The sequence below is a fragment of the Saliniramus sp. genome, assembly GCF_035311605.1.
In the GTDB taxonomy this organism is placed as follows: Bacteria; Pseudomonadota; Alphaproteobacteria; order Rhizobiales; family Beijerinckiaceae; genus Saliniramus.
This window is the reverse complement of sequence record NZ_DATGCW010000049.1, coordinates 1-19,801: the sequence shown is the minus strand read 5'-3', so window position 1 is coordinate 19,801 and position 19,801 is coordinate 1. Positions and strand designations below refer to the sequence as shown.

Genomic DNA, 19,801 nt, shown 5'->3' with positions numbered 1-19,801 from the left:
CGTCGATCTCGGTGGCGGGGCCGATGCAAAAGCCTATGCGCAGGCGATGCAGGCGCTGCTGGCCGATCCCGGCGTCGATGCCGTGCTCGCGCTCAATCTGCCCAATGCGCTCGCCGATACCGATGCGGCGGCGAAGGCCCTGGCCGAGACGGTGCGCACGGATCGCCGCAAGGGGTTTCGCCGCAAGCCCGTCTTCGCCGTCTGGCCGGGGGCGGAGAGATCGAGCATGCGCGCTCTCGAGGAGGCGGGCATCCCGTGTTTCGCCAGCGAATCGGAAGCAGTGCGCGGCTTCATGCATCTGGTGCGCTATCGCGAAGGCCTGCATCAGCTGATGCAGACGCCGCAGACGCTCGCGCAGGCGCGTGCGCCCGATCGCGCCCGTGCCGAGGCGATCATCGCCGGCGCATTGACGCAGGAGCGCCGCTGGCTCGATCCGGTCGAGGCGATGGAGTTGCTCCGGACCTACGGCATCGCTACCACACCGACCCTGCGCGCGGCGGATCCGGAGGAAGCGGGACGGATCGCGGCTCCGATTATCGCCGATGGCGGCACGGTGGCCGTGAAGATCCTGTCGCAGGACATCCCCCACAAATCCGATATCGGCGGTGTCGCGCTGGATCTCACCAGCACCGATGCGGTGCGCAAGGCCGCCGCCGCAATCCTGGCCCGCGCGCGCGAGAAGCGCCCCGATGCGCAGATCGCCGGTCTCAGCGTGCAACCGATGATGCGCCGCTCGCGCGCCCGTGAACTGATCTGCGGCATTGCCGATGATCCGACCTTCGGCCCCGTCATCGTCTTCGGGCGCGGCGGCACGGCGGTGGAGCAGATCGACGACAAGGCGCTTGCCCTGCCCCCGCTCGATGCCAATCTCGCCGCGGACACGATCGCCCGCACCCGTGTCTCGCGCATCCTCGCCGCCTATCGCGACGTGCCCGCAGCCGATATCGCCGCGGTGCAGAGGGTGCTGGTGGCGCTGTCGCAGATGGCGGCTGACCTGCCGGCTCTGCGCGAGCTCGACATCAACCCCCTGCTCGCCGATGCGGCCGGCGTCATCGCCGTGGATGCGCGGATCGCCGTGGCGCCCCTGCCCGAAACACTGCGGCGCGGCTCCGGCCATCTGCGCCTTGCCATACGCCCCTATCCCAAGGAATGGGAGACGCCATTCACCACCCGCGACGGGCGCGCGGTGCTGATCCGCCCGGTGCGGCCCGAGGACGAGGAGCTGTTCAAGACCTTCTTCTCGAAGATCACGACGGAGGATCTTCGGCTGCGCTTCTTCGCGCCCGTGCGTGACTTCTCCCACGCCTTCATCGCCCGCCTGATCCAGATCGACTATGCCCGCGCCATCGCCTTCACCGCCGTCGACCGGGCCAGCGGGGAGATGCTGGGCGCCGTGCGCCTGCACGCAGATGCGAATATGGAGACCGGCGAATACGCCATCCTGCTGCGCTCCGATCTCAAGGGGATCGGGCTGGGCTGGCGGCTGATGCGCATGATCATCGCCTGGGCGGAAGCGGAGGGGCTGTCGGTCATCGAAGGCCAGGTCCTGCGCGAGAATACGACCATGCTCGCCATGTGCCGCAAGCTCGGCTTCTCCATGCGCACCGATCCCGACGATCCCGATCTCAAGGTCGTCCGGCTCGCGGTGACGGAGGGCGCGGCGCGCACGCGCGAGTGAGCGGCGCGGATCCGCACGCTCAGTCGCGCTCCTTCCAGAACGGCTTCGCCTTGATGAAGGCGGCGCAGGCATCGCGGGCGGCGGCCAGAGATTCGGCGGCACGTCCGACGTGATCCTCCTCGATCAGCTTCGCCGCGCGGCGGCCGGCCGCGTCGTTGCGGTCGAGCCGTCCGGTGAGCGAGAGGCTCGTCGCCGCATCATTGAGATCGCCCAGCCGCTCCTGCATCTGCGCCAGTGCCCTGACGAATTTCGCCGCACGCCGCGCGCTCTTCTCGTCACGGGCCGCAAAGACCGGCGCAAAGAATTCGGCGGCATAGCGAAGCTTCTTCACATCGAGCCGCAAGGCATGACGCTCCGCTACTTCCAGCGAGGAGAGGATGCGTGCGCGCCGACCGACATCCTTGCTGCGTCGGGCGAGATTGTCGCGCGCGAGTACCGCGACTGGCATGGCACGCGCCTTGCGCGTCGCCGCCTTGCCCTGCCAGGGGCCGGCCTCGATCCAGGCCAGCGTATCGAACAGCAGCGCGCGATAACGTGGTCCCGACAGGATCTCGAGAATGCGCGCATAGGCCTCTGCACGCGCGTCCTCGAAATGGGCGGCGAGCGCGGCGGTATCCTTGCTTTTGGGGCGCTTGCGGCGCATGCGCGCGACATCGGTTCCCAGAAACACGTCGAGCTCGCGGGCATCGCCGAGGCTGCGTGCCAGCCAGCGCAGCTCCGCAGTGATCGCCTTGCGATAACGGTCGCGGATGGCAGGGCGGAACAGGGCCACGGCAGCGCGCAGGCGGCGCAACCCGACACGCATCTGGTGAACGGCTGCGGGATCGCGCATCTGCACCAGCGCCGGCTCGTTGGCGAGGACCTGCCGCAGGCTCGCCCGGGCGATGATGCGAAACGCCTCGCCCACGCGGATATCGGGGTGCAGGCCGGCATCGAAGGCCTTGACCGGTAACGGGCGCGCGCCCGTCACCAGCGCATAGCCGATCTGCGCCTTGCTCTGCAAACCCGGCCGCAGATCGGCCTTGCGGGCCAGTTTGCGCGCGAGGGCGAACAGGTCGCGCGGCTTGCCGCTGATCAGTTCGAGCTCGAGCTCGCAAATGGCGGTGCGCGCGGAACCCGCAATGGCCGCACCTTCGTCGAGGGTCACTTCGATGACGGCATCGCCGATGCGTAACGGAGCGCTCAGCCGCTCGGCCTCGACGACGAAGACCGGCTGCAGCACGGCGGCGGGATCGTCGGTTTCGAGGATGTCGGGAAGCGGTGTCGCGGCGAGCGCCGCGCGATCGAGATGCTCGCCCGCCACGGCGCTCTCCCATTCGTCGCGCTGGAACAGCCCGGCTCCGGCAGCCTCTGCCTTGAGCGTCTGACGCACGGCCCCGGTGGCCGCATCCCGGCGCAGGCGCAGACCGAAACCCGCCGCGCGCAGTCGCAGATCGGGTGTATCGTAATAGGTGGCGCGCAGATGCCGGGGGCGCAGCCCGGCGAAAGCGTCGCGCAGACGTTTATGCCGGCGCAGGACCGCGAGATCAGCGGGGCTGCAAAGCAGTTTCAGCTCCGTCTCGGTCACCGCCTGCACGATCGCGTCGCTCATCATCCCGGCCCCGTCGCCAATCTGTGCCCCGATGCCGCGTGACAATCCCGCCGCACCGGAACGCGGCATTGATCCCCCATCCCGGCGCGAAAGTCGACCGCCATCAGCGATGAACCGCATCTTTGCTCAACGCGCCGTGATGCGACGGCCAGTCACGATGCCGCCTCGTCCAGCGTGAACGGCGCTCCGGCCTTCTGAGCAATCGTCCGCACCTGATCAATGAGCGTGCGCGGGATCGGAATTCCCTCACGCGAGCGGCGTGCGAAGACGGCATGCTCGGGATCGCCGGGTGCCAGCACGGGCTGATCGGGATCGGCGGGGCGGGTGGCGCGCAGGCAATCGAGGAAATCGTCAAGATCGGCTTCGAAATCCCCCTTGTCGCGGAACGCTTCCGGGTGAATGGCGAGCTGGAAATGGCCGACATTATACGCCTTTGCGTCGGCGGGGCGCAAAGGTGCATAGCTCGCGCCCGAGAGCATGGTGCACAGAACCTCGACCATGGCGGCAAGCCCGTAACCCTTGTGGCCACCCATTTCGCGCGAGCCGCCCAGCGGCGTCATCAGCTTGTTGGCGAGCGCCTGTTCCGGATCATGCTGGGGACGCCCGTCACGATCGAGCGCCCAGCCCTCGGGCAGACGCTTGCCGGTGCGCATGGCAAGTTTGAGCTTGCCGATGGCGATGGTGCTCGTCGCCATGTCGAGCAGGAAGGGCTGATTGCGCGCCGCCGGTGCCGCCAGCGCGATCGGATTGGTGCCCATGCGCGGCTCGCGCCCGAATGTCGGGACGATCGAGGCACCGTAGACCGCCGTCATCGACAAACCGATGAAACCCCGGCTGGCCGCCTGCAGCGCATAGACGCCCGCCGCACCATAATGGTTGGAATTGCGCACGCCGACGGCACCGATGCCATGCGCTTGTGCGAGATCCACCGCCAGATCCATGGCCCGCACTGCCGGCGCCTCGCCGAACCCGGCACCGCCATCGATCACGGCGGTCGCGCCGAAGGCGCGCGCGACCGTGATCTCGGCGCCCGGCGTGACCTTGCCGGAGGCGAGCAGATCGGCGTAGAGCGGGATGAGCGTGATGCCGTGGCTGTCGATCCCGAGGAGATCCGCCCGGGTCAGGGTCTCGGCGGTGACGTCGGCCTGGTCGTCGGGGACGCCCCAGGCGCGCAGGACGGCGCCGAGCTGCTGCTTGAGCATGGAAGCCGGTACAATCAGTTCTGCACTCATCGGCGCACCTGCGGCAGCAGCCGCCCGACTTGAAAAATGCCCTGCATCACCCACCCTCCCGATCATCATCATCACGCGGTGAAGACCGCTTGTCTTCGTTGCGCCGGAGGATCGGGTATTCGCAACTTGACCACAAGTGCGCAGCATCGCAGATGATCGGGTGCGATTTTGCACGCCATCGACACGACAAGGAGAGGACGCCGCGTGCGCAATCCCCGTCTCATTGCAGCTGCCTTCGATGCAATCCTGTTCGACAAGGACGGCACCCTGATCGATTTCGACGCGACCTGGGGCCCGGCGGCCTTCTCGGTGATGGAGACCCTCGCCGATGGCGACGGCGCTGCACTGGATCGGCTGATACAGGTCAGCGAATACGTGCTTGCCGAGCGCCGCTTTCTGCCGAGTTCGCCGCTGGTCGCGGGATCGTCGGCGCATTACGGTCCGCTCTGGGCACAGGCGCTGGGACGCGGCTGCGACGCGGATTTCCTCGCCCGGATAGACGAACTCTTTCTGGAAGCCGGGCTCGCCCATCTCGCGCCGATCGGCGATCCGCAGGCCCTGTGTGCCGATCTCACGGCGCGCGGTCATGTGCTGGGGATCGCGACCAATGATTCGCAAGCCTCGGCGCAGGCGCAGGCCGGAGCGCTGGGAATTGCCGAGGCGATGCACTTCGTCGCCGGCTATGATTCGGGCCATGGCTCCAAGCCGGAGCCCGGCATGATCCGCGCCTTCGTCGCGGCGCATGCCTTCGCCCCCGCGCGCGTGGCGCTGGTGGGCGATTCGCTGCACGATCTGCATGCGGCGTGTGCTGCGGGCGTCTGTGCGATCGCCGTGCTCTCGGGGCCGCGCGGAGAGGCGGCGCGGGCGGAGGTTGCGCCGTTCGCCGCTCACGTGATCCCCTCAATCACGGATTTGCCTTCCCTGCTCGACGACCTCGCCAACGCGAAATGCAATCTATGATATTTACGCATATGCACTGTTTCGTCGTGAACCGACATAAGCATGCGCCGAGTGCGCGGACTTTACGAAATCGTAAGGTTAATCGGGAAGATTGGATTCATCATGTTTCGTAACCACGCGGCGAATGGCGCCGCGATCATGCGTCCACGAGGAATCCCATGTCGGATATCACCCTTTCCGCCGGCGTCCGTTCCAACCTCCTCTCCCTGCAAGGAACGGCCTCACTGCTGGAGCGCACGCAGGAGCGCCTTTCGACGGGCAAGAAGGTCAATGGTCCGCTCGACGATGCCGCCGCCTTCTTCACCGCACGCGGTCTCAGCGGGCGCGCCAACGATCTCTCGTCGATCATGCAGGGCATGCAGAACGGGATGAAGACGATCGACGCCGCTTCCAAGGGCCTTTCCGCCATCACCACGACGATGGAGAATCTCGTCGGGACGGTGCGCCAGGCGCTCGGTGACCCGGGCGGGGTGAGCCGGGAAAGCGCGGCGATCACGATCGCGGATGCGGATTTCGCCACCAACGAGATCACGATCAACGGTGAAACCTTTGATCTCGGCGCTCTGAACTATGATACGGATACGGACATCAACACCGCTGCCGAACGCGCCAGCGCCTTCGTCAACACCATCAACACCAATACCGATGCTCGTGCCGCCGGCGTATCCGCGACGATCAATCCGGACAATGCCGACGAGATCATCCTCGTCAACGAGTCGGGCCAGGATGTGAGCTTCGATGCGGGTGGCGCCTGGGGTGGGGCGACTCCGCTCACAGCCCCCGACACCGCTGACATGAGCGATGTCCGCCGCTCGCTGATGAACAATTTCAACGATCTTCGCAACGAATTGAACCAGCTTTCGCAGGATTCGGGCTATAACGGCAACAACCTGCTGCAAAGCGATGTGCTGGAAGTCGTCTTCAACGAGCTCACCGGCGATCAGCGCACCAGCTTTACCGTGAACACCCGCCAGGCCGATGGCAGCGCCTTCGGCAATGTCGAGGCCGATCGTCTCGGCGCCATCCAGGCAGATGCGAACATGTTCGGCTCCTCGGCGCGCCTCGAGGAACGCCTTCAGGCGCTCCAGAACGGAATCGGCGAGCTGCGCAGCCTTTCCGCCCAGATGGGTACCGCCCAGACCATTATCGAGAACCGCGAGAATTTCACCAAGGAAATGGTGAATACGCTCCAGGCCGGGTCGGACGGGCTCACGCTGGCCGACATGAACGAGGAGGCGGCCAACAATCTGGCGCTCCAGACGCGCCAGCAGCTCGGCCAGTCGGCGCTCAGTCTCGCGATCCAGAACGATCAGTCGGTGCTCCAGCTCCTGCGCTGATCACCAGGCGCGATTCGCCTCGAAGATCACGATCCCCGGTGCCGTCGGCGCCGGGGATTTTTCATGAGCGCAATCACATCCTGGCAAATTCAGAACAGAAGCCGGACGAGGCCCAGCGTCAGCGGTGGCAGGGCGATGAGGATGCCGGTGCGGATGATATCGGAGGCGACGAAGGGGATGACGCCACGATAGGTCTGCATCATGCTCACGCCCGGCGCCATGGAATTGATGATGAAGAGGTTCATCCCCACCGGGGGCGTGATCAGGCCCACCTCTACCACGATCAGCACGAGAATTCCGAACCACAACGCCGTCTCTTCCGGGGTGAGTCCGAAATCCAGCGTCATGATGATGGGAAAGAAGATCGGCACGGTGAGCAGGATCATCGACAGCGAATCCATCACGCAGCCGAAGATCAGATAGATCAACAGGATCACCAGGAGCACCATCACCGGCGCCACGGCGAGGCCGCCTACCCAGTCGGCGGCGAAGACGGGCAGGCGCGTGATGGCGAGAAAGCTGTTGAAGGAGCCCGCCCCCAGGATGATGAAGAAGATCATCCCGGTAGACGCCGCCGTCGAACGGAAACAGTCGATCAGCGCGGCAAAACCGAGCTTTCCCCGCAAGGCCGCGACCAGCCCCGTCCCCGCCGCGCCGATGGCGGCGCCCTCGGTGGGGGTGAACACGCCCATGTTCATGCCGCCGATCATGACGACGAAGATCGCCAAGACCGGCCAGACCTCCCCCAGGGCCTTGACGCGCGCCATCAGCGCCAGGCGCGGCGTGCGCACAGCGTCATCCGGGTTGAGACGCACCGTGATCGCCACGGTGATCATGTAGCCAAGCGCGGCGAGCAGGCCCGGGATCATGGCCGCGACGAAGAGCTTGGCAATGTTCTGTTCGGTGAGGATGGCGTAGATCACGAGGATGATCGAGGGCGGGATCAGGATGCCGAGCGTGCCGCCGGCGGCGAGCGATCCGGTGGCGAGCGCGCCGGAATAGCCGTGCTTGCGCAGTTCCGGGAGCGCGACGCGGCCCATCGTGGCGGCGGTCGCGAGCGAGGAGCCGCAGATCGCGCCGAAACCGGCCGAGGCTCCCACTCCCGCCATGGCGACACCGCCGCGCCGGTGCCCGAGCCAGGCGGCGGCCGCGCGAAACAGGGCTTCCGAGAGCCCCCCCTTCATGGCAAAGGCCCCCATCAGCAGAAACAACGGCACCACCGAGAGCGAATAGCTCGAAAAAGTCTCGAAGGCATGATGCTTGAGCTGGGCAAAGACCGGCGCCCACCGCCCGAATATCGTGTAGGAGCCGAGCATCCCGCAGACCAGCATGGCCAGCCCGATCGGCATGCGCGCGAAGATGAGGAAGAGCAGCAACCCGAAAAACAGCCCCGCAATGACCAGCCCGCTCATATGCCGTCCCCGTCGGGCTCACCGGCGCCCAGCGCCTCGTTGAGGCTGCGCCAAACCGTGTAAGCGCTCACCAGCGCGAAGCTCCACAGCCCGACGAGCCCCCCGGCATAGCCCCACCAGACCGGAATCTGCAGGATCGTCGTGGTCTCGCGAAACCGCATCTTGTCGTGAAGACCGAGCCCGTGTTGCCAGGCGATCAGCACCACGACCGCCGTCAGCACCAGATTGGTGAAGGTCGAGAGCGCGGCCAGCGCACGCGGCCCCATCCAGGAGACGAAGATATCGACGGTGACATGGCCGCGATTGAACTGGCACCAGGCGAGGAAGCTGAACACGCCGAAGCCCGCCCCCATCGAGACCAGCTCGAAATCCCCCGGTATCGGGCCGAGCCCGTCGAAGACCGGCCAGCGCGTACGCGAGGCATAGCGCCCGATGATCGAGACCACCGCCAGGATCGTGACCAGCGTGAGCACGGCACCGCCGAGCACGGCGAGCGCGCCGGCGAAGCGCCCGATCCAAAGGCCGACCATGCCCTCCGCCCGGGGAAACAGTCCCGCCGGTCCGCGCGCGCGGGACGCCCGCGCATTCATGAAACGGCTCCCGCCGCCTGGACGATGGACGGGCGGGCATTGAGGGTCTCGACATCGAAACCGGCGATGCGCTTGTAGCCGCGCGCCGTTTCCTCGCGCTCTTCGCGGCTGATGATGATGTCGATATCGGCAAACCCGTCCGGCGCGCGGCTCTCTACCGCCTGCATCACCTGTTCCGGGCCATTGGCGCGATTTGCTGCCACCACCGCCGCCGTGGCCGGACGACGCTCTGCCTCGTAAGCTTTGAGTGCCGCCTCGCCGATACCCTCGCGCAACAAGGCGGCGGTCAGCACGCGTGCGTCGAGGACGGCCTGGCTCGCGCCGTTGGAGCCGATCGGATACATCGGATGCGCCGCATCGCCCAAAAGCGCGATGCGCCCGCGTGTCCAGCGCGGCAGCGGGTCGCGGTCGACCATGGGGAATTCGTAGATCGCGCTGGCGCGGCGGATCAGGTCGGGCACGTCGAGCCAGTCGAAGCGCCAGCTTTCGAAATCGGGCAGGAAATCCGCCGGATCGCCGGGACGGTTCCAGTCCTCGCGGCGCCATTGATGATCGGGGGTGAATTTCTTCTCCGCAATCCAGTTGATCACCGCCCTGCCCGCGCGCGCGGCGGCAAGCGAGATCGGATAGGCGACAAATTTCTGGAATTCGTGGCCCGCCATGATCATCGAGCGCCCCGTCAGGAACGGCGCCGCCTCGGTGACGCCGCGCCACAGGATCGCACCATTCCAGATCGGCGGGCCTTCATCGGGATAAAATTGCGCGCGAATGGTGGAATGAATGCCGTCACAGGCGACCAGGACGTCGCCGCCAAGGCTGCCCTGCAGGCTGCCGTGGCGGTCGGCGAGATCAACGCGCACGCCGGTCGAACCCTGATGCGCCGCGACGAGCTGGCGCCCGGTCGTGATGCAATCATTCCCGAGCCGCGCGCGCACGGCTTCGAGCAGGATCATCTGCAACGCGCCGCGATGGATCGAGAATTGCGGCCACAGATAGCCGGCTTCGCGCCCGCGCGGCTCCGACCAGATCATCTGGCCGCGTTTCGAATAATAGGCAAGTTCGGCGGTGGGAATGGCGGTGGCGGCGAGATCTGCGAGGAGACCGAGTTCATCGAGCTCGCGCACCGCATGCGGGAGCACGTTGATGCCCACCCCGAGTGGCCGGATCTCCTCGGCCTGCTCGACGATGCGCACGCCGATCCCCACCTGATGCAGGCTGAGTGCCAGGGTGAGACCGCCGATACCCGCGCCGGCGATGATGACCGTCATGAGAAACGCTCCCTGCTGCACGGCATGCGGCGACGCGCCCGCCCGGAACGCGCCGCCGCCAGTTCGATCAGAGTCTCAGCGGGCCTCTTCCTCGGCAAGGATGGCGGCCAGCGAATCGATCAGTGCCTGCGCATCGATCCCCTGGTCTTCCATATCCGCGATCCAGCTCGCGACCACCGGCTCGGCGGCTTCCTGCCAGCGCGTGAGCTCTTCACCGTCGATGATGGCGATGGCATTGCCACGTTCCACCGCGATCTCGCGGGCCGGGGCATCGCCTTCATCCATCACGCGCCCGACCCAGGCCGAGGTCTCGATGCCGGAATTGGCGTCAATCACCGCCCTGAGATCATCGGGCAGGCCTTCATAGGTGTCACGGTTCATCGCGAAGACGAAAAGCGTGGTGTAGAAGGAGCGATCACCGCCGAATTCGGTATGCGTGTCGACGAGCTCCGCCACGCGCAGGGCGCGCGTCACCTCCCAGGGAATCACTGTGCCGTCGATGACGTTGCGCGACAAGGATTCGGGCACCTGCGGCACGGGCATGCCGACCGGCGTCGCGCCGAGCGTCTCCAGCAGGCGGGTGATCATGCGGGTGGGTCCGCGCACGGCACGGCCTTCCAGATCCTCGAGGCTCTCCACCGCCGGCGCCTTCATGTGGAAGTTGCCGGGCCCGTGCACATGCACCGCGATCGGATGGATATCGGCAAAATCCTCGCGCATATGCTCTTCATAGAAGCGCCAGGCCGCGCGCGAGGTAGTCTCGGCATCGGCGGCGACGAAGGGCAGATCGAAGACCTCTGCACGCGGGAAGCGCCCTGGCGTATAGCCGGGCAGGGTCCAGACCACATCGACGATCCCGTCACGCACCTGATCGATCAGATTGGGCGGTGCACCGCCGAGCTGCATGGCGGGATAGATCTCCACCGCAATGCGCCCATCCGATTCCGCCTCGACCTTCTCGGCCCAGGGCGTGATGAAATTCGCCGGAACCGGCGCCGGCGCCGGCAGGAAGTGATGCACACGCAGGGTGACGTCCTGCGCCTGTGCCGGTGCTGCGGTGACGAGCGCACCGAGCGCGACGCCGCCTGCAAGACCGGCGGCGCGTAAAAGGTTTCTGATCATGAATCATCCCTCCCTGATTGAATGTGGCCGTTCCCTCCCCGGGACATGGCCCGGGCTGTTATTGGTTGCGCACGCAATCAATGCTATCCGGGTGCGACCACAAGTCAAGGAGGGCCTTCACGGGCCCAGGCAGGTGCGCCGCCCAGGCGCACTCAGGCCCGCTGCTCAGGCGCGCTCCAGCCCGCACCATTGCGCCACGAACAGGGCCATCGCGGCGGTGATGCGTTGCACCGAGGCGAGGTCGACACATTCGTCGACGCCGTGGATGTTGCGACCGATCGGGCCGTAGCAGAGCGCGGGAATCTCGTCATAGAGCGCATGCACGCGCGCATCGAGATAGCCGAGAGTGACAAAGCTCTTCAGCGCCTTGCCGGTTGCGCCCAGATGCGCCTGAACGAGCGCGGCCTCCGCCGCCGAGCCTTCTTCCAGCACGAAGCCTTGCGTTGTGAAACCATTGAAGACGACGCGCGGCGGGTTGTTGGCGAGAAAGGCGTCTTCGCGCGAATATTTGAGGACGCAGTCCTCGATGGCGCGCATCGCCATGTGCTTGTCCATGCCCGGATAGAGCGAGATGCGACCGTGTACGCGGCACCAGGAGGGGACAGAGGAGGCCCAGTCGCCACCCTCGATCTTGCCGACGTTGAAATTGATCGGATGGGCCTCGTCGCACAGATGCGGGTGATCGTCCTTCTGCGCGTTCCAGTTCTCTTCCAGCCCGCGCAGGGCCCCGATCACGCGATAGGCAGCGTCAATGGCATTGGCGCCGGCCCCCATCTCGCGCACATGTACGGCCACGCCGCGCACTTCCACGGTGAACCAGACGACGCCGACATTGGCGCGCACAAGCATCTCGTCCTCAGGTTCGGGGATCAGTGCGGCATCGGCGCGATAGCCGCGCAGATGCGTCATCAGCGCACCATTGCCGGTGGATTCCTCCTCGACCACCGATTCGACATGCACCGTCGCAGCGGGCTGCATGCCGATCCGCTGCAGGGCATCGAGGCAGAACAGATTGGCCGCGACGCCCGCCTTCATGTCCGCAGAGCCGCGTCCGTACATCCAGCCATCGCGGATCTGCGGATCGAATGGCGGCGATGCCCACATGTCGGCAGGGCCCGGCGGCACCACATCGACATGGCCCTGCAGGATCAGCGAACGCCCCCGCTCATCGCGCGGGTGGTGCGTCCCCACCACGATGGGCGCGTCCGAATGCTCCGGCGCGATTTCCGAGCCACCGGGATGGGCTGCGATCGCCTCATGATCCATGTGGAAACGGTCCATGCCGAGCCCGCGCTCACGCATCGCACGAAACATCAGATCCTGTGCCGTGTGCTCCTCGCCGCGCAGAGACGGCTTGCGCACGAGTTCCCGGGTGAAGGCGACCTGCTCCTCGAACCCGTCGGCGACGGCGCGCAGGATCTTCTCCTGAAGGTCGGAATCGACCGGTGCGGGGCTGGCTGGCGAGGCATTCCGGCTCATGGCGGCATCCTTGATGATCGGCACGCTTTCCGGCGCGCGCAGGGCAGAATGACGGCATGATGCAAGCGGTCGGACCGACTGCCAATGCCGCAGCGGGTGCGGGCATGGCCAGAGCATGCGGGTGGTTTCGCATCGTGCAATCAAGAGATGATTCAATGCCTTGAAAGCGTGTTTTGATTGCCTGCAAGGAAGGGGCATGCTAGCCATTGCCATGTTTTTGCCTCAATTCAGGCGGTCATGCGTAACCACCTCGCAAGATTTCCAGCATGCTGGCGGGAAGGGTTGCGTGGCGTGAGGGAGTGCCAGTACACATGCTGACCGGAACGGATTCCGACGAGACCGGCAGGATGATCGGGCGCGGATGCAGCCCGGGCGGCATCGCCGCGCATCGCGGGATTTGCACCGGCTCCGGCTCACGCTTCCCTTTGCTGGTGGCCGCGGCCACCATTGCCGTTCACGCCGCAAGCGCAGCGGGCTTGCCCGCCATGGCGAACGAGCACCTCACCGATCCAACTTCCCGACAAGCGGGCGCTCTGCCCGCGCGCATGGCGAGCGCCCCCGAAAAGCCGGTTGCCCTGCGTACGTCCTTCATCTCCGAAACCCGGATCGGTCTGCTGGCACAGGATCCGTGGAGCCCCGAGGCCCAGACCGGTGCGCTGCATGGCGAAGTCCTGTTTGCGCGCCCCTTCCGGCCGCGCAATGCGCTGATGCGCTATTTCACGCCGCGACCGCATATCGGCGCGTCGTTCAATCTGGGCTCGCGCACGAGTTTCATGTTTGCGGGGTTGAGCTGGAACATCGATCTGTCGCCGCGCGTCTTCGTCGAGGCGAGCTTCGGCGGCGCCTTGCATGACGGTCATCGCGGCGGCGTCCTGCGCGACAACCAGGCCGCCCTGGGCTGCGCCCCGTTGTTTCGCGAAAGTGCTTCGCTCGGCTATCGTTTCAGCGAGCGGCTCTCCTTCATCGCCACGGTGGAGCATTACGACAATGCCGGGCTCTGCTCGGAGAATCGCGGCCTGACCAATATCGGCGCGCGTTTCGGCTACAGCTTCTGACGCCGAGCAGCCCGCTCCGCCGCGCGTCTCGTCATGAGGGCCGCGCCGACACTCCGTTTGCCCCGGTGGAGAGCGATGTGCCTTTACCGCCTGATCGTGCCCGGCCCGAACTTGCACACCTTGCCTTGATCGCGCACTCTGACTAATTGCCCCGTAACGCGAACGTGCATGAAGACAGGGAGACGGACGTGGTCGTTCTCAACAAGATCTATACCCGCACCGGAGATGGCGGGGATACCGCGCTGGCCACGGGGTCACGGCGCCCGAAATACGATCTGCGGGTCGAGGCCTATGGCACGGTGGACGAAACCAATGCCTGTATCGGCATGGCGCGCCTGCATACCGGTGAGAGCGATACCGATGTCGATGCGATGCTCGGGCGCATCCAGAATGACCTGTTCGATCTCGGCGCCGACCTCGCCACGCCCGAGACCGGCGAAAAGCTCGAATACGAGCCGCTGCGGATCGTGCCGGCGCAGGTCGAGCGCCTGGAGAAGGAGATCGACACGCTCAATGGTTCGCTGCAGCCCCTGCGTTCCTTCGTGCTCCCCGGCGGGGCGCCCGCCGCCGCCGCCCTGCATCTCGCGCGCACCGTCTGCCGCCGCGCCGAGCGCTGCGTCGTCGAGCTCGCCCATCGCCAGGATGAGACGGTGTCGGATGCGTCGATCCAGTATCTCAACCGGCTCTCGGATTTCCTCTTCGTCGCGTCGCGCTATGTCAATAACGGTGGCGCGGGTGACGTGCTGTGGGTGCCGGGCAAGAACCGGTAGGTGTCATCGGTGAGTGTGGCACGGGCTGATGCTGCGGCGCCTGTGTTGCGGTGCCGAAATGCCTGATGCGGATCGGCATTCGGCCTGATCCGGTGTCGCGTTGACAAGCGTTGATGCGCCTCGCTACGGTCCGCGCGCGCTCGAAGCCAGTGGTTTCCGGCGGAGAATGGATATGATCATCCGGATCTCCGCCACAGCGGGGCACCGCCGTCGCAATGATCGACGCGATGCCGGGAATCCGCCACGGGAACCGCCAACAGTCGAAGGGATGGAAACCGATGAAGATCCTCGTACCTGTGAAACGGGTCGTCGATTACAACGTCAAGATCCGCGTCAAGCCTGACGGATCGGGCGTCGAACTCGCCAATGTGAAGATGTCGATGAACCCCTTCGATGAAATCGCCGTCGAAGAGGCCATTCGCCTCAAGGAGAAGGGTGTGGCCGAGGAGATCGTCGTGGTCTCGATCGGGCCGCAGCAGGCCCAGGAGACGATCCGCACCGGGCTCGCCATGGGTGCGGATCGCGGCATCCTGGTGAAGACCGACGCCGTCGTCGAGCCGCTCGCCGTCGCCAAGATCCTGAAAGAAGTGATCGGCAGCGAAGAGCCGGGCCTTGTGATCATGGGCAAGCAGGCGATCGACGACGATTCGAACCAGACCGGCCAGATGCTCGCCGCGCTGCTCGGCTGGGCCCAGGGCACCTTCGCCTCCAGGGTGGAGATCGACGACGGCAAGGTCGATGTGACGCGCGAGGTCGATGGCGGCCTGCAGACCGTGACGCTGAACATGCCGGCCATCGTCACCACGGATCTGCGCCTCAACGAGCCGCGCTATGCCTCTTTGCCCAATATCATGAAGGCCAAGAAGAAGCCCCTCGACGAAACCTCGCCGGAGGATCTCGGCGTCGACGTGGCCCAGCGCCTCAAGGTGCTCTCGACCGCCGAGCCGCCCAAGCGCGAAGCCGGTGTCAAGGTCGGCTCCACCGCCGAACTCGTCGAGAAGCTGAAGAACGAAGCGGGAGTGATCTGACCATGGCCATCCTTCTCCTTGCGGAACACGACAATTCCGCCCTCAAGGACGCGACCCATAAATCCGTCACGGCTGCCACCCAGATCGGCGGCCCGGTCCATATCCTCGTCGCCGGCGCGGCCTGCAAGGCCGCTGCCGAGGAAGCCGCGAAGATCGAGGGCGTCGAGAAGGTGCTCATGGCCGATGCGCCTGCCTACGAGCATAGCCTGGCAGAACCGCTCGCAGCCCTGATCACCGGGCTCGCCGAGGGCTACGACGTGCTGATGGCCCCGGCCACCACGACGGGCAAGAACGTGATGCCGCGCGTTGCGGCGCTGCTCGACGTGATGCAGGTCTCCGATATCTCGAAGGTGATCTCCGCCGATACGTTCGAACGTCCGATCTATGCCGGCAACGCCATCCAGACCGTGCAGTCCACCGATGCCAGGAAGGTGATCACGGTGCGCACCTCCTCCTTCCAGGCGACCGGCGAAGGCGGTGCGGCCGCGATCGTGGATGCGACGCCCTCGGATGATCCCGGCCTCTCGCAGTTCAAGAGCCAGGAAATCGCCCAGTCCGATCGCCCCGAGCTCGCCTCGGCCAAGATCATCATTTCCGGCGGTCGCTCGCTGGCCTCGGCGGAGAATTTCGAGAAATACATCGAACCGATCGCCGACAAGCTCGGCGCCGCGATGGGCGCCTCGCGTGCCGCCGTCGATGCGGGCTTTGCGCCCAATGACTGGCAGGTCGGCCAGACCGGAAAGGTCGTGGCGCCGGATCTGTATATCGCTGTCGGCATTTCAGGCGCCATTCAGCATCTGGCCGGCATGAAGGATTCGCGCGTCATCGTCGCCATCAACAAGGACGAGGAAGCGCCTATCTTCCAGGTTGCCGATTACGGTCTCGTGGGCGATCTGTTCCAACTGCTGCCGGAACTGCAGGACGAACTCGGCAAGGCCGGGCGCTAGAGGCGCACGGCCGTCATTCTTGAAACCCGCGAAGCCGGTGCCGCACGGGCCGGCTTCGTCTCAGAGGAAGAACGGGGCGCGCAATCATGGAGATCAGAACTGTCGGCATCATCGGCGCGGGTCAGATGGGCAGCGGCATCGCGCATGTCTGTGCGCTCGCGGGCATGAATGTGATGCTCAACGATCTGGACGAGGACCGCATATCCGCAGGCCTCGCCACGATCAACGGCAACATGCAGCGCCAAATCTCCAAGAAGATCATCGAGGAAGGCGAGCGCCAGGCCGGGCTGGAGCGGATCAAGCCGGCACCAGGCTACGAGGATCTTGCGCCCTGCGATCTGATCATCGAGGCCGCCACCGAGAACGAGGAGATCAAGCGCAAGATCTTCCAGGCCCTGTGCCCGGCGCTGGGACCCGACACGATTCTGGCAAGCAACACCTCATCGATCTCGATCACCCGCCTCGCGGCATCGACGGATCGGCCAGAGCGCTTCATCGGCATCCATTTCATGAATCCGGTGCCCTTGATGCAGCTCGTCGAGCTGATCCGGGGCATCGCCACGGAGGATCCGACCTTCGAGGCCGCCAAGTGCTTCATCGCACGGCTTGGCAAGACGGCGACGGTGGCGGAGGATTTTCCCGCCTTCATCGTCAACCGCATCCTCCTGCCGATGATCAACGAGGCGATCTATACGCTCTACGAGGGCGTCGGTTCGGTCGAATCCATCGATACCGCGATGCGGCTTGGCGCCAACCATCCGATGGGGCCCTTGCAACTCGCCGATTTCATCGGCCTCGATACCTGCCTGTCGGTGATGCAGGTGCTGCATGACGGGCTGGCCGATACCAAATATCGTCCCTGCCCGCTGCTGGTGAAATATGTCGAGGCGGGATGGCTCGGGCGCAAGGCCAAGCGTGGTTTCTACGATTATCGCGGCGAAACGCCGGTTCCCACGCGCTGAAATGTGGCGCGCGGGACGCAAAACTGCCGCGCATTTTAATCAAATCCGAACGCACGCGCAAACCTCGTCGTAAATCGAAGCTGGCATGGTGACATGGTCACGGAGCCGCTTGTCATGTCGATGGACGCCACCGCCGGAATGAATGCCAGTTGGGCAACGCAGCCGCGAGATCCCGCATCTCTGGCCGCCCAGCAAGTCTCCAATGCCCAGGAGGCTCGTTCCGAGCGGGGCGTGGGCGAGGCGTCGCCCGCCGGGTCTGCGCCCTCACGCGAGCCGGCCCCCTCCCGAATCAGCGACGAGCCCGTCCGTTCGGCACCGCCGCCCGGCCAGGGCCGCAATGTCGATATATCGGTCTGACGCGGGCCCGGGCCGGCCCTGCGTCATCTGCCATCGTGATCGACCCACTGCCTTGTCCCTGTGCATGATTTTCGCCTGCGACCATCGGGAGGCTTCACATTCCTGTCGTACTGGGGCTTAATACTCGCACGCAGATGCACTTCGCCATCTGCCGGAGGAGGTGGTGTGAACGTTCATGTTCAGCGAACCGTCTCGCCGGAAGCCTGTCCGGCCCTCGTGCTCAACGCGGATTTCAGACCGTTGAGCTATTACCCTCTTTCGGTCTGGTGCTGGCAGGATACGATCAAGGCGGTGTTTCTCGAGCGGGTCAACATCGTCTCGCATTATGATCGCAGCGTGCGAAGTCCGGGCTTCGAAATGCGCCTGCCCTCCGTCGTTTCACTCAAGACCTACATCCAGCCCTCCCGCAATCCTGCCTTCACCCGCTTCAATGTCTTCCTGCGCGATCGCTTCACCTGCCAGTATTGCGGTGCCCGCGACGATCTTACCTTCGACCACGTGATCCCCCGCTCCCGGGGTGGCCAGACTACCTGGGAAAACGTCGTCACCGCCTGCGCGCCGTGCAATCTCAGGAAGGCGGACCGGATGCCCCGGCAGGCGGACATGCTGCCCCGTCAGGCCCCTTTCGCACCCAGCGTCTTCCAGCTGCACCAGAATGGTCGCCATTTCCCGCCAAACTATCTGCACGAGAGCTGGCTCGATTATCTCTACTGGGATACCGAGCTCGAACCGTGAAGCGCGCGCAACAGCGCGCCGGCGCGCGCTCTCCCCGGTGGAGACGCGTCGGGGTTGAGGGGATATTCCCAACGCAGCGAGGGCACGATGAAATCCGCGCCCTTCCCTTCCGTCGTCGCCTCGCCTAACCTGTCAGTGCGACGTTCATGAAAAGCCGCAACGAGGTCCCGATGCTGCGTGCCACCGCCGTTATCCGCAAACCCGCCGTGAAGGCAGAGAAGGTCGTCGACAGCGTTACCCTTGATCATGAGGGTCGCCACCGTCGGCGCGTGACGCTCACGGGCGATGGCGGGCTCGCCTTCCTGCTCGATCTCGACAAGGCCGTGATCCTCAATGACGGCGATGCGCTCAGGCTTGATGACGGGCAGCTGGTACGCATCGTCGCCGCGCCGCAGCCGCTTCTGGAAATCCGCGCCGAAAACCCGCTGCGGCTGCTGCGCCTCGCCTGGCATATCGGCAACCGGCACACGCCCGCCGAGATCACGGCGGATGCAATCTATATCGAGGAGGATCACGTGCTGGCCGAGATGGTGCGCGGGCAGGGCGGCACGGCGGCACGCGTCGAACGGCCGTTCCAGCCGGAACGCGGGGCCTATGATCATGATTGCGGGCATGATCACGGACATGGTCACGGGCACGGGCACGCACACCACCATCACGGACATGGTCATCATCACCATCATGACCATACGCATGACCATGACCACGACCGGCACGGCTGATGAGCGCGACGCATCTGCCCCTGATGATCTGGTTCTCGCCGGGCTTTCCCGTGGGCGCCTTCGCCTATTCGCATGCCCTCGAATGGGCCTGCGAGAGCGGCGAGATTTCGAAGGCGCAGGAGCTGGCCGTCTGGCTGAATGATCTTCTCGATCACGGATCGGGGCGCAACGACGCGCTGTTCCTGATCGCCGCCCATCGGGCCAGCGGTGAACCGGTGCGGCTTGCAGAACTCGCGGCGCTGGCGCGTTCGCTCGCCGGTTCGCGCGAGCGCCGGCTCGAGACCTGCATGCAGGGCGATGCCTTCCTCACCGCGATCGCGAGCGCCTGGCCCTGCGCAACGGTGGAGACGTGGCAGACGAAGCGTCCGGTGCTGGATGGCGAGGAAGCAACGCCCTATCCGGTCGCCGTCGGCATGGCAGGGCGGGGCCATGCGCTGTCGTTGCAGGCCTTGCTTGAAGCCTATCTCGCGGGCTTCATCGGCAATCTCGTCTCCGCCGCGATCCGTCTCGGCGCCATCGGTCAGACTGACGGGCAGCGTATCATCGCGGGCCTGCT

General features: G+C 65.6%; 18 protein-coding genes. 11 read left to right on the top strand and 7 right to left on the bottom strand.

All coding sequences use genetic code 11. From position 1 onward, the window contains the following. A partial coding sequence (locus tag VKP01_RS02490) for a GNAT family N-acetyltransferase (RefSeq protein WP_324410055.1) occupies window positions 1–1,678 on the top strand: 1,678 nt, incomplete at its 5' end. 19 nt (window positions 1,679–1,697) lie between these two features. Here the strand turns inward: VKP01_RS02490 and VKP01_RS02485 are convergent. After that, window positions 1,698–3,338 carry a CHAD domain-containing protein gene (locus VKP01_RS02485; RefSeq protein WP_324410054.1) on the bottom strand — a complete coding sequence of 547 codons (1,641 nt, stop codon included), beginning with the start codon at window positions 3,336–3,338 and terminating at the stop codon, window positions 1,698–1,700. A gap of 83 nt (window positions 3,339–3,421) precedes the next feature. Continuing rightward, the gene (locus VKP01_RS02480) at window positions 3,422–4,501 is read right to left on the bottom strand and encodes an Ldh family oxidoreductase (protein WP_324410053.1); all 1,080 of its coding nucleotides are present in this window, start codon (window positions 4,499–4,501) and stop codon (window positions 3,422–3,424) included. Between the two features lie 204 nt (window positions 4,502–4,705). Here VKP01_RS02480 and VKP01_RS02475 point away from each other — a divergent pair, with 204 nt between their 5' ends. Next, window positions 4,706–5,461, top strand: coding sequence for an HAD-IA family hydrolase (locus VKP01_RS02475; RefSeq protein WP_324410052.1), 756 nt, complete (start codon window positions 4,706–4,708; stop codon window positions 5,459–5,461). Between the two features lie 158 nt (window positions 5,462–5,619). Beyond that, the gene (locus VKP01_RS02470; protein WP_324410051.1) at window positions 5,620–6,798 is read left to right on the top strand and encodes a flagellin; all 1,179 of its coding nucleotides are present in this window, start codon (window positions 5,620–5,622) and stop codon (window positions 6,796–6,798) included. An 89-nt stretch (window positions 6,799–6,887) separates the two neighbouring features. Here the strand turns inward: VKP01_RS02470 and VKP01_RS02465 are convergent, their stop codons facing one another. From VKP01_RS02465 to VKP01_RS02445, 5 genes are all read right to left on the bottom strand, one after another. Next, entirely contained in the window at window positions 6,888–8,210 is a 1,323-nt protein-coding gene (locus tag VKP01_RS02465) for a TRAP transporter large permease (RefSeq protein WP_324410050.1), read from the bottom strand. Continuing rightward, window positions 8,207–8,800, bottom strand: a complete 594-nt coding sequence (locus VKP01_RS02460; RefSeq protein ID WP_324410049.1) for a TRAP transporter small permease — start codon at window positions 8,798–8,800, stop codon at window positions 8,207–8,209. Before VKP01_RS02460 ends, VKP01_RS02465 begins: the two co-directional genes overlap by 4 nt. After that, the gene (locus VKP01_RS02455) at window positions 8,797–10,068 is read right to left on the bottom strand and encodes a flavin-dependent oxidoreductase (protein ID WP_324410048.1); all 1,272 of its coding nucleotides are present in this window, start codon (window positions 10,066–10,068) and stop codon (window positions 8,797–8,799) included. Before VKP01_RS02455 ends, VKP01_RS02460 begins: the two co-directional genes overlap by 4 nt. Window positions 10,069–10,143: 75 nt before the next feature. Then, window positions 10,144–11,190, bottom strand: coding sequence for a TRAP transporter substrate-binding protein (locus VKP01_RS02450; RefSeq protein WP_324410047.1), 1,047 nt, complete (start codon window positions 11,188–11,190; stop codon window positions 10,144–10,146). A gap of 165 nt (window positions 11,191–11,355) precedes the next feature. Beyond that, window positions 11,356–12,669, bottom strand: coding sequence for an ArgE/DapE family deacylase (locus VKP01_RS02445; RefSeq protein ID WP_324410046.1), 1,314 nt, complete (start codon window positions 12,667–12,669; stop codon window positions 11,356–11,358). A gap of 311 nt (window positions 12,670–12,980) precedes the next feature. On the opposite strand from VKP01_RS02445, the gene VKP01_RS02440 reads away from it, so the two are divergent. The 8 genes from VKP01_RS02440 to VKP01_RS02405 all read left to right on the top strand — a co-directional run. Then, complete coding sequence (locus tag VKP01_RS02440) at window positions 12,981–13,724, top strand: acyloxyacyl hydrolase (protein ID WP_324410045.1); 744 nt, start codon at window positions 12,981–12,983, stop codon at window positions 13,722–13,724. A 188-nt stretch (window positions 13,725–13,912) separates the two neighbouring features. Beyond that, on the top strand, window positions 13,913–14,494 hold the full coding sequence (locus VKP01_RS02435; RefSeq protein WP_074443838.1) for a cob(I)yrinic acid a,c-diamide adenosyltransferase: 582 nt from the start codon (window positions 13,913–13,915) through the stop codon (window positions 14,492–14,494). 278 nt (window positions 14,495–14,772) lie between these two features. Then, window positions 14,773–15,522 (top strand): electron transfer flavoprotein subunit beta/FixA family protein, encoded by a 750-nt coding sequence (locus tag VKP01_RS02430; RefSeq protein WP_324410044.1) that lies wholly within the window; start codon window positions 14,773–14,775, stop codon window positions 15,520–15,522. Between the two features lie 2 nt (window positions 15,523–15,524). Further along, window positions 15,525–16,469 (top strand): electron transfer flavoprotein subunit alpha/FixB family protein, encoded by a 945-nt coding sequence (locus VKP01_RS02425; protein ID WP_324410043.1) that lies wholly within the window; start codon window positions 15,525–15,527, stop codon window positions 16,467–16,469. Between the two features lie 86 nt (window positions 16,470–16,555). Continuing rightward, entirely contained in the window at window positions 16,556–17,431 is an 876-nt protein-coding gene (locus tag VKP01_RS02420) for a 3-hydroxybutyryl-CoA dehydrogenase (protein WP_324410042.1), read from the top strand. Window positions 17,432–17,953: 522 nt separating this feature from the next. Next, the gene (locus tag VKP01_RS02415; protein WP_074443835.1) at window positions 17,954–18,523 is read left to right on the top strand and encodes an HNH endonuclease; all 570 of its coding nucleotides are present in this window, start codon (window positions 17,954–17,956) and stop codon (window positions 18,521–18,523) included. A 170-nt stretch (window positions 18,524–18,693) separates the two neighbouring features. Continuing rightward, a complete protein-coding gene (locus tag VKP01_RS02410; protein WP_324410041.1) occupies window positions 18,694–19,245 on the top strand; it encodes an urease accessory protein UreE in 552 nt (183 codons plus the stop codon). Beyond that, a partial coding sequence (locus tag VKP01_RS02405; protein WP_324410040.1) for an urease accessory protein UreF occupies window positions 19,245–19,801 on the top strand: 557 nt, incomplete at its 3' end. The genes VKP01_RS02410 and VKP01_RS02405, both read left to right, overlap by 1 nt.

What these genes read in the sequence shown, in the direction of transcription:
- VKP01_RS02485 (WP_324410054.1), bottom strand. Translation starts at nt 3,338, where the DNA reads ATGCCGCGTTCCGGTGCGGCGGGATTGTCACGCGGCATCGGGGCACAG.
- VKP01_RS02480 (WP_324410053.1), bottom strand. Translation starts at nt 4,501, where the DNA reads ATGAGTGCAGAACTGATTGTACCGGCTTCCATGCTCAAGCAGCAGCTC.
- VKP01_RS02470 (WP_324410051.1), top strand. Translation starts at nt 5,620, where the DNA reads ATGTCGGATATCACCCTTTCCGCCGGCGTCCGTTCCAACCTCCTCTCC.
- VKP01_RS02465 (WP_324410050.1), bottom strand. Translation starts at nt 8,210, where the DNA reads ATGAGCGGGCTGGTCATTGCGGGGCTGTTTTTCGGGTTGCTGCTCTTC.
- VKP01_RS02460 (WP_324410049.1), bottom strand. Translation starts at nt 8,800, where the DNA reads ATGAATGCGCGGGCGTCCCGCGCGCGCGGACCGGCGGGACTGTTTCCC.
- VKP01_RS02455 (WP_324410048.1), bottom strand. Translation starts at nt 10,068, where the DNA reads ATGACGGTCATCATCGCCGGCGCGGGTATCGGCGGTCTCACCCTGGCA.
- VKP01_RS02450 (WP_324410047.1), bottom strand. Translation starts at nt 11,190, where the DNA reads ATGATCAGAAACCTTTTACGCGCCGCCGGTCTTGCAGGCGGCGTCGCG.
- VKP01_RS02445 (WP_324410046.1), bottom strand. Translation starts at nt 12,669, where the DNA reads ATGAGCCGGAATGCCTCGCCAGCCAGCCCCGCACCGGTCGATTCCGAC.
- VKP01_RS02440 (WP_324410045.1), top strand. Translation starts at nt 12,981, where the DNA reads ATGCTGACCGGAACGGATTCCGACGAGACCGGCAGGATGATCGGGCGC.
- VKP01_RS02430 (WP_324410044.1), top strand. Translation starts at nt 14,773, where the DNA reads ATGAAGATCCTCGTACCTGTGAAACGGGTCGTCGATTACAACGTCAAG.
- VKP01_RS02425 (WP_324410043.1), top strand. Translation starts at nt 15,525, where the DNA reads ATGGCCATCCTTCTCCTTGCGGAACACGACAATTCCGCCCTCAAGGAC.
- VKP01_RS02420 (WP_324410042.1), top strand. Translation starts at nt 16,556, where the DNA reads ATGGAGATCAGAACTGTCGGCATCATCGGCGCGGGTCAGATGGGCAGC.
- VKP01_RS02410 (WP_324410041.1), top strand. Translation starts at nt 18,694, where the DNA reads ATGCTGCGTGCCACCGCCGTTATCCGCAAACCCGCCGTGAAGGCAGAG.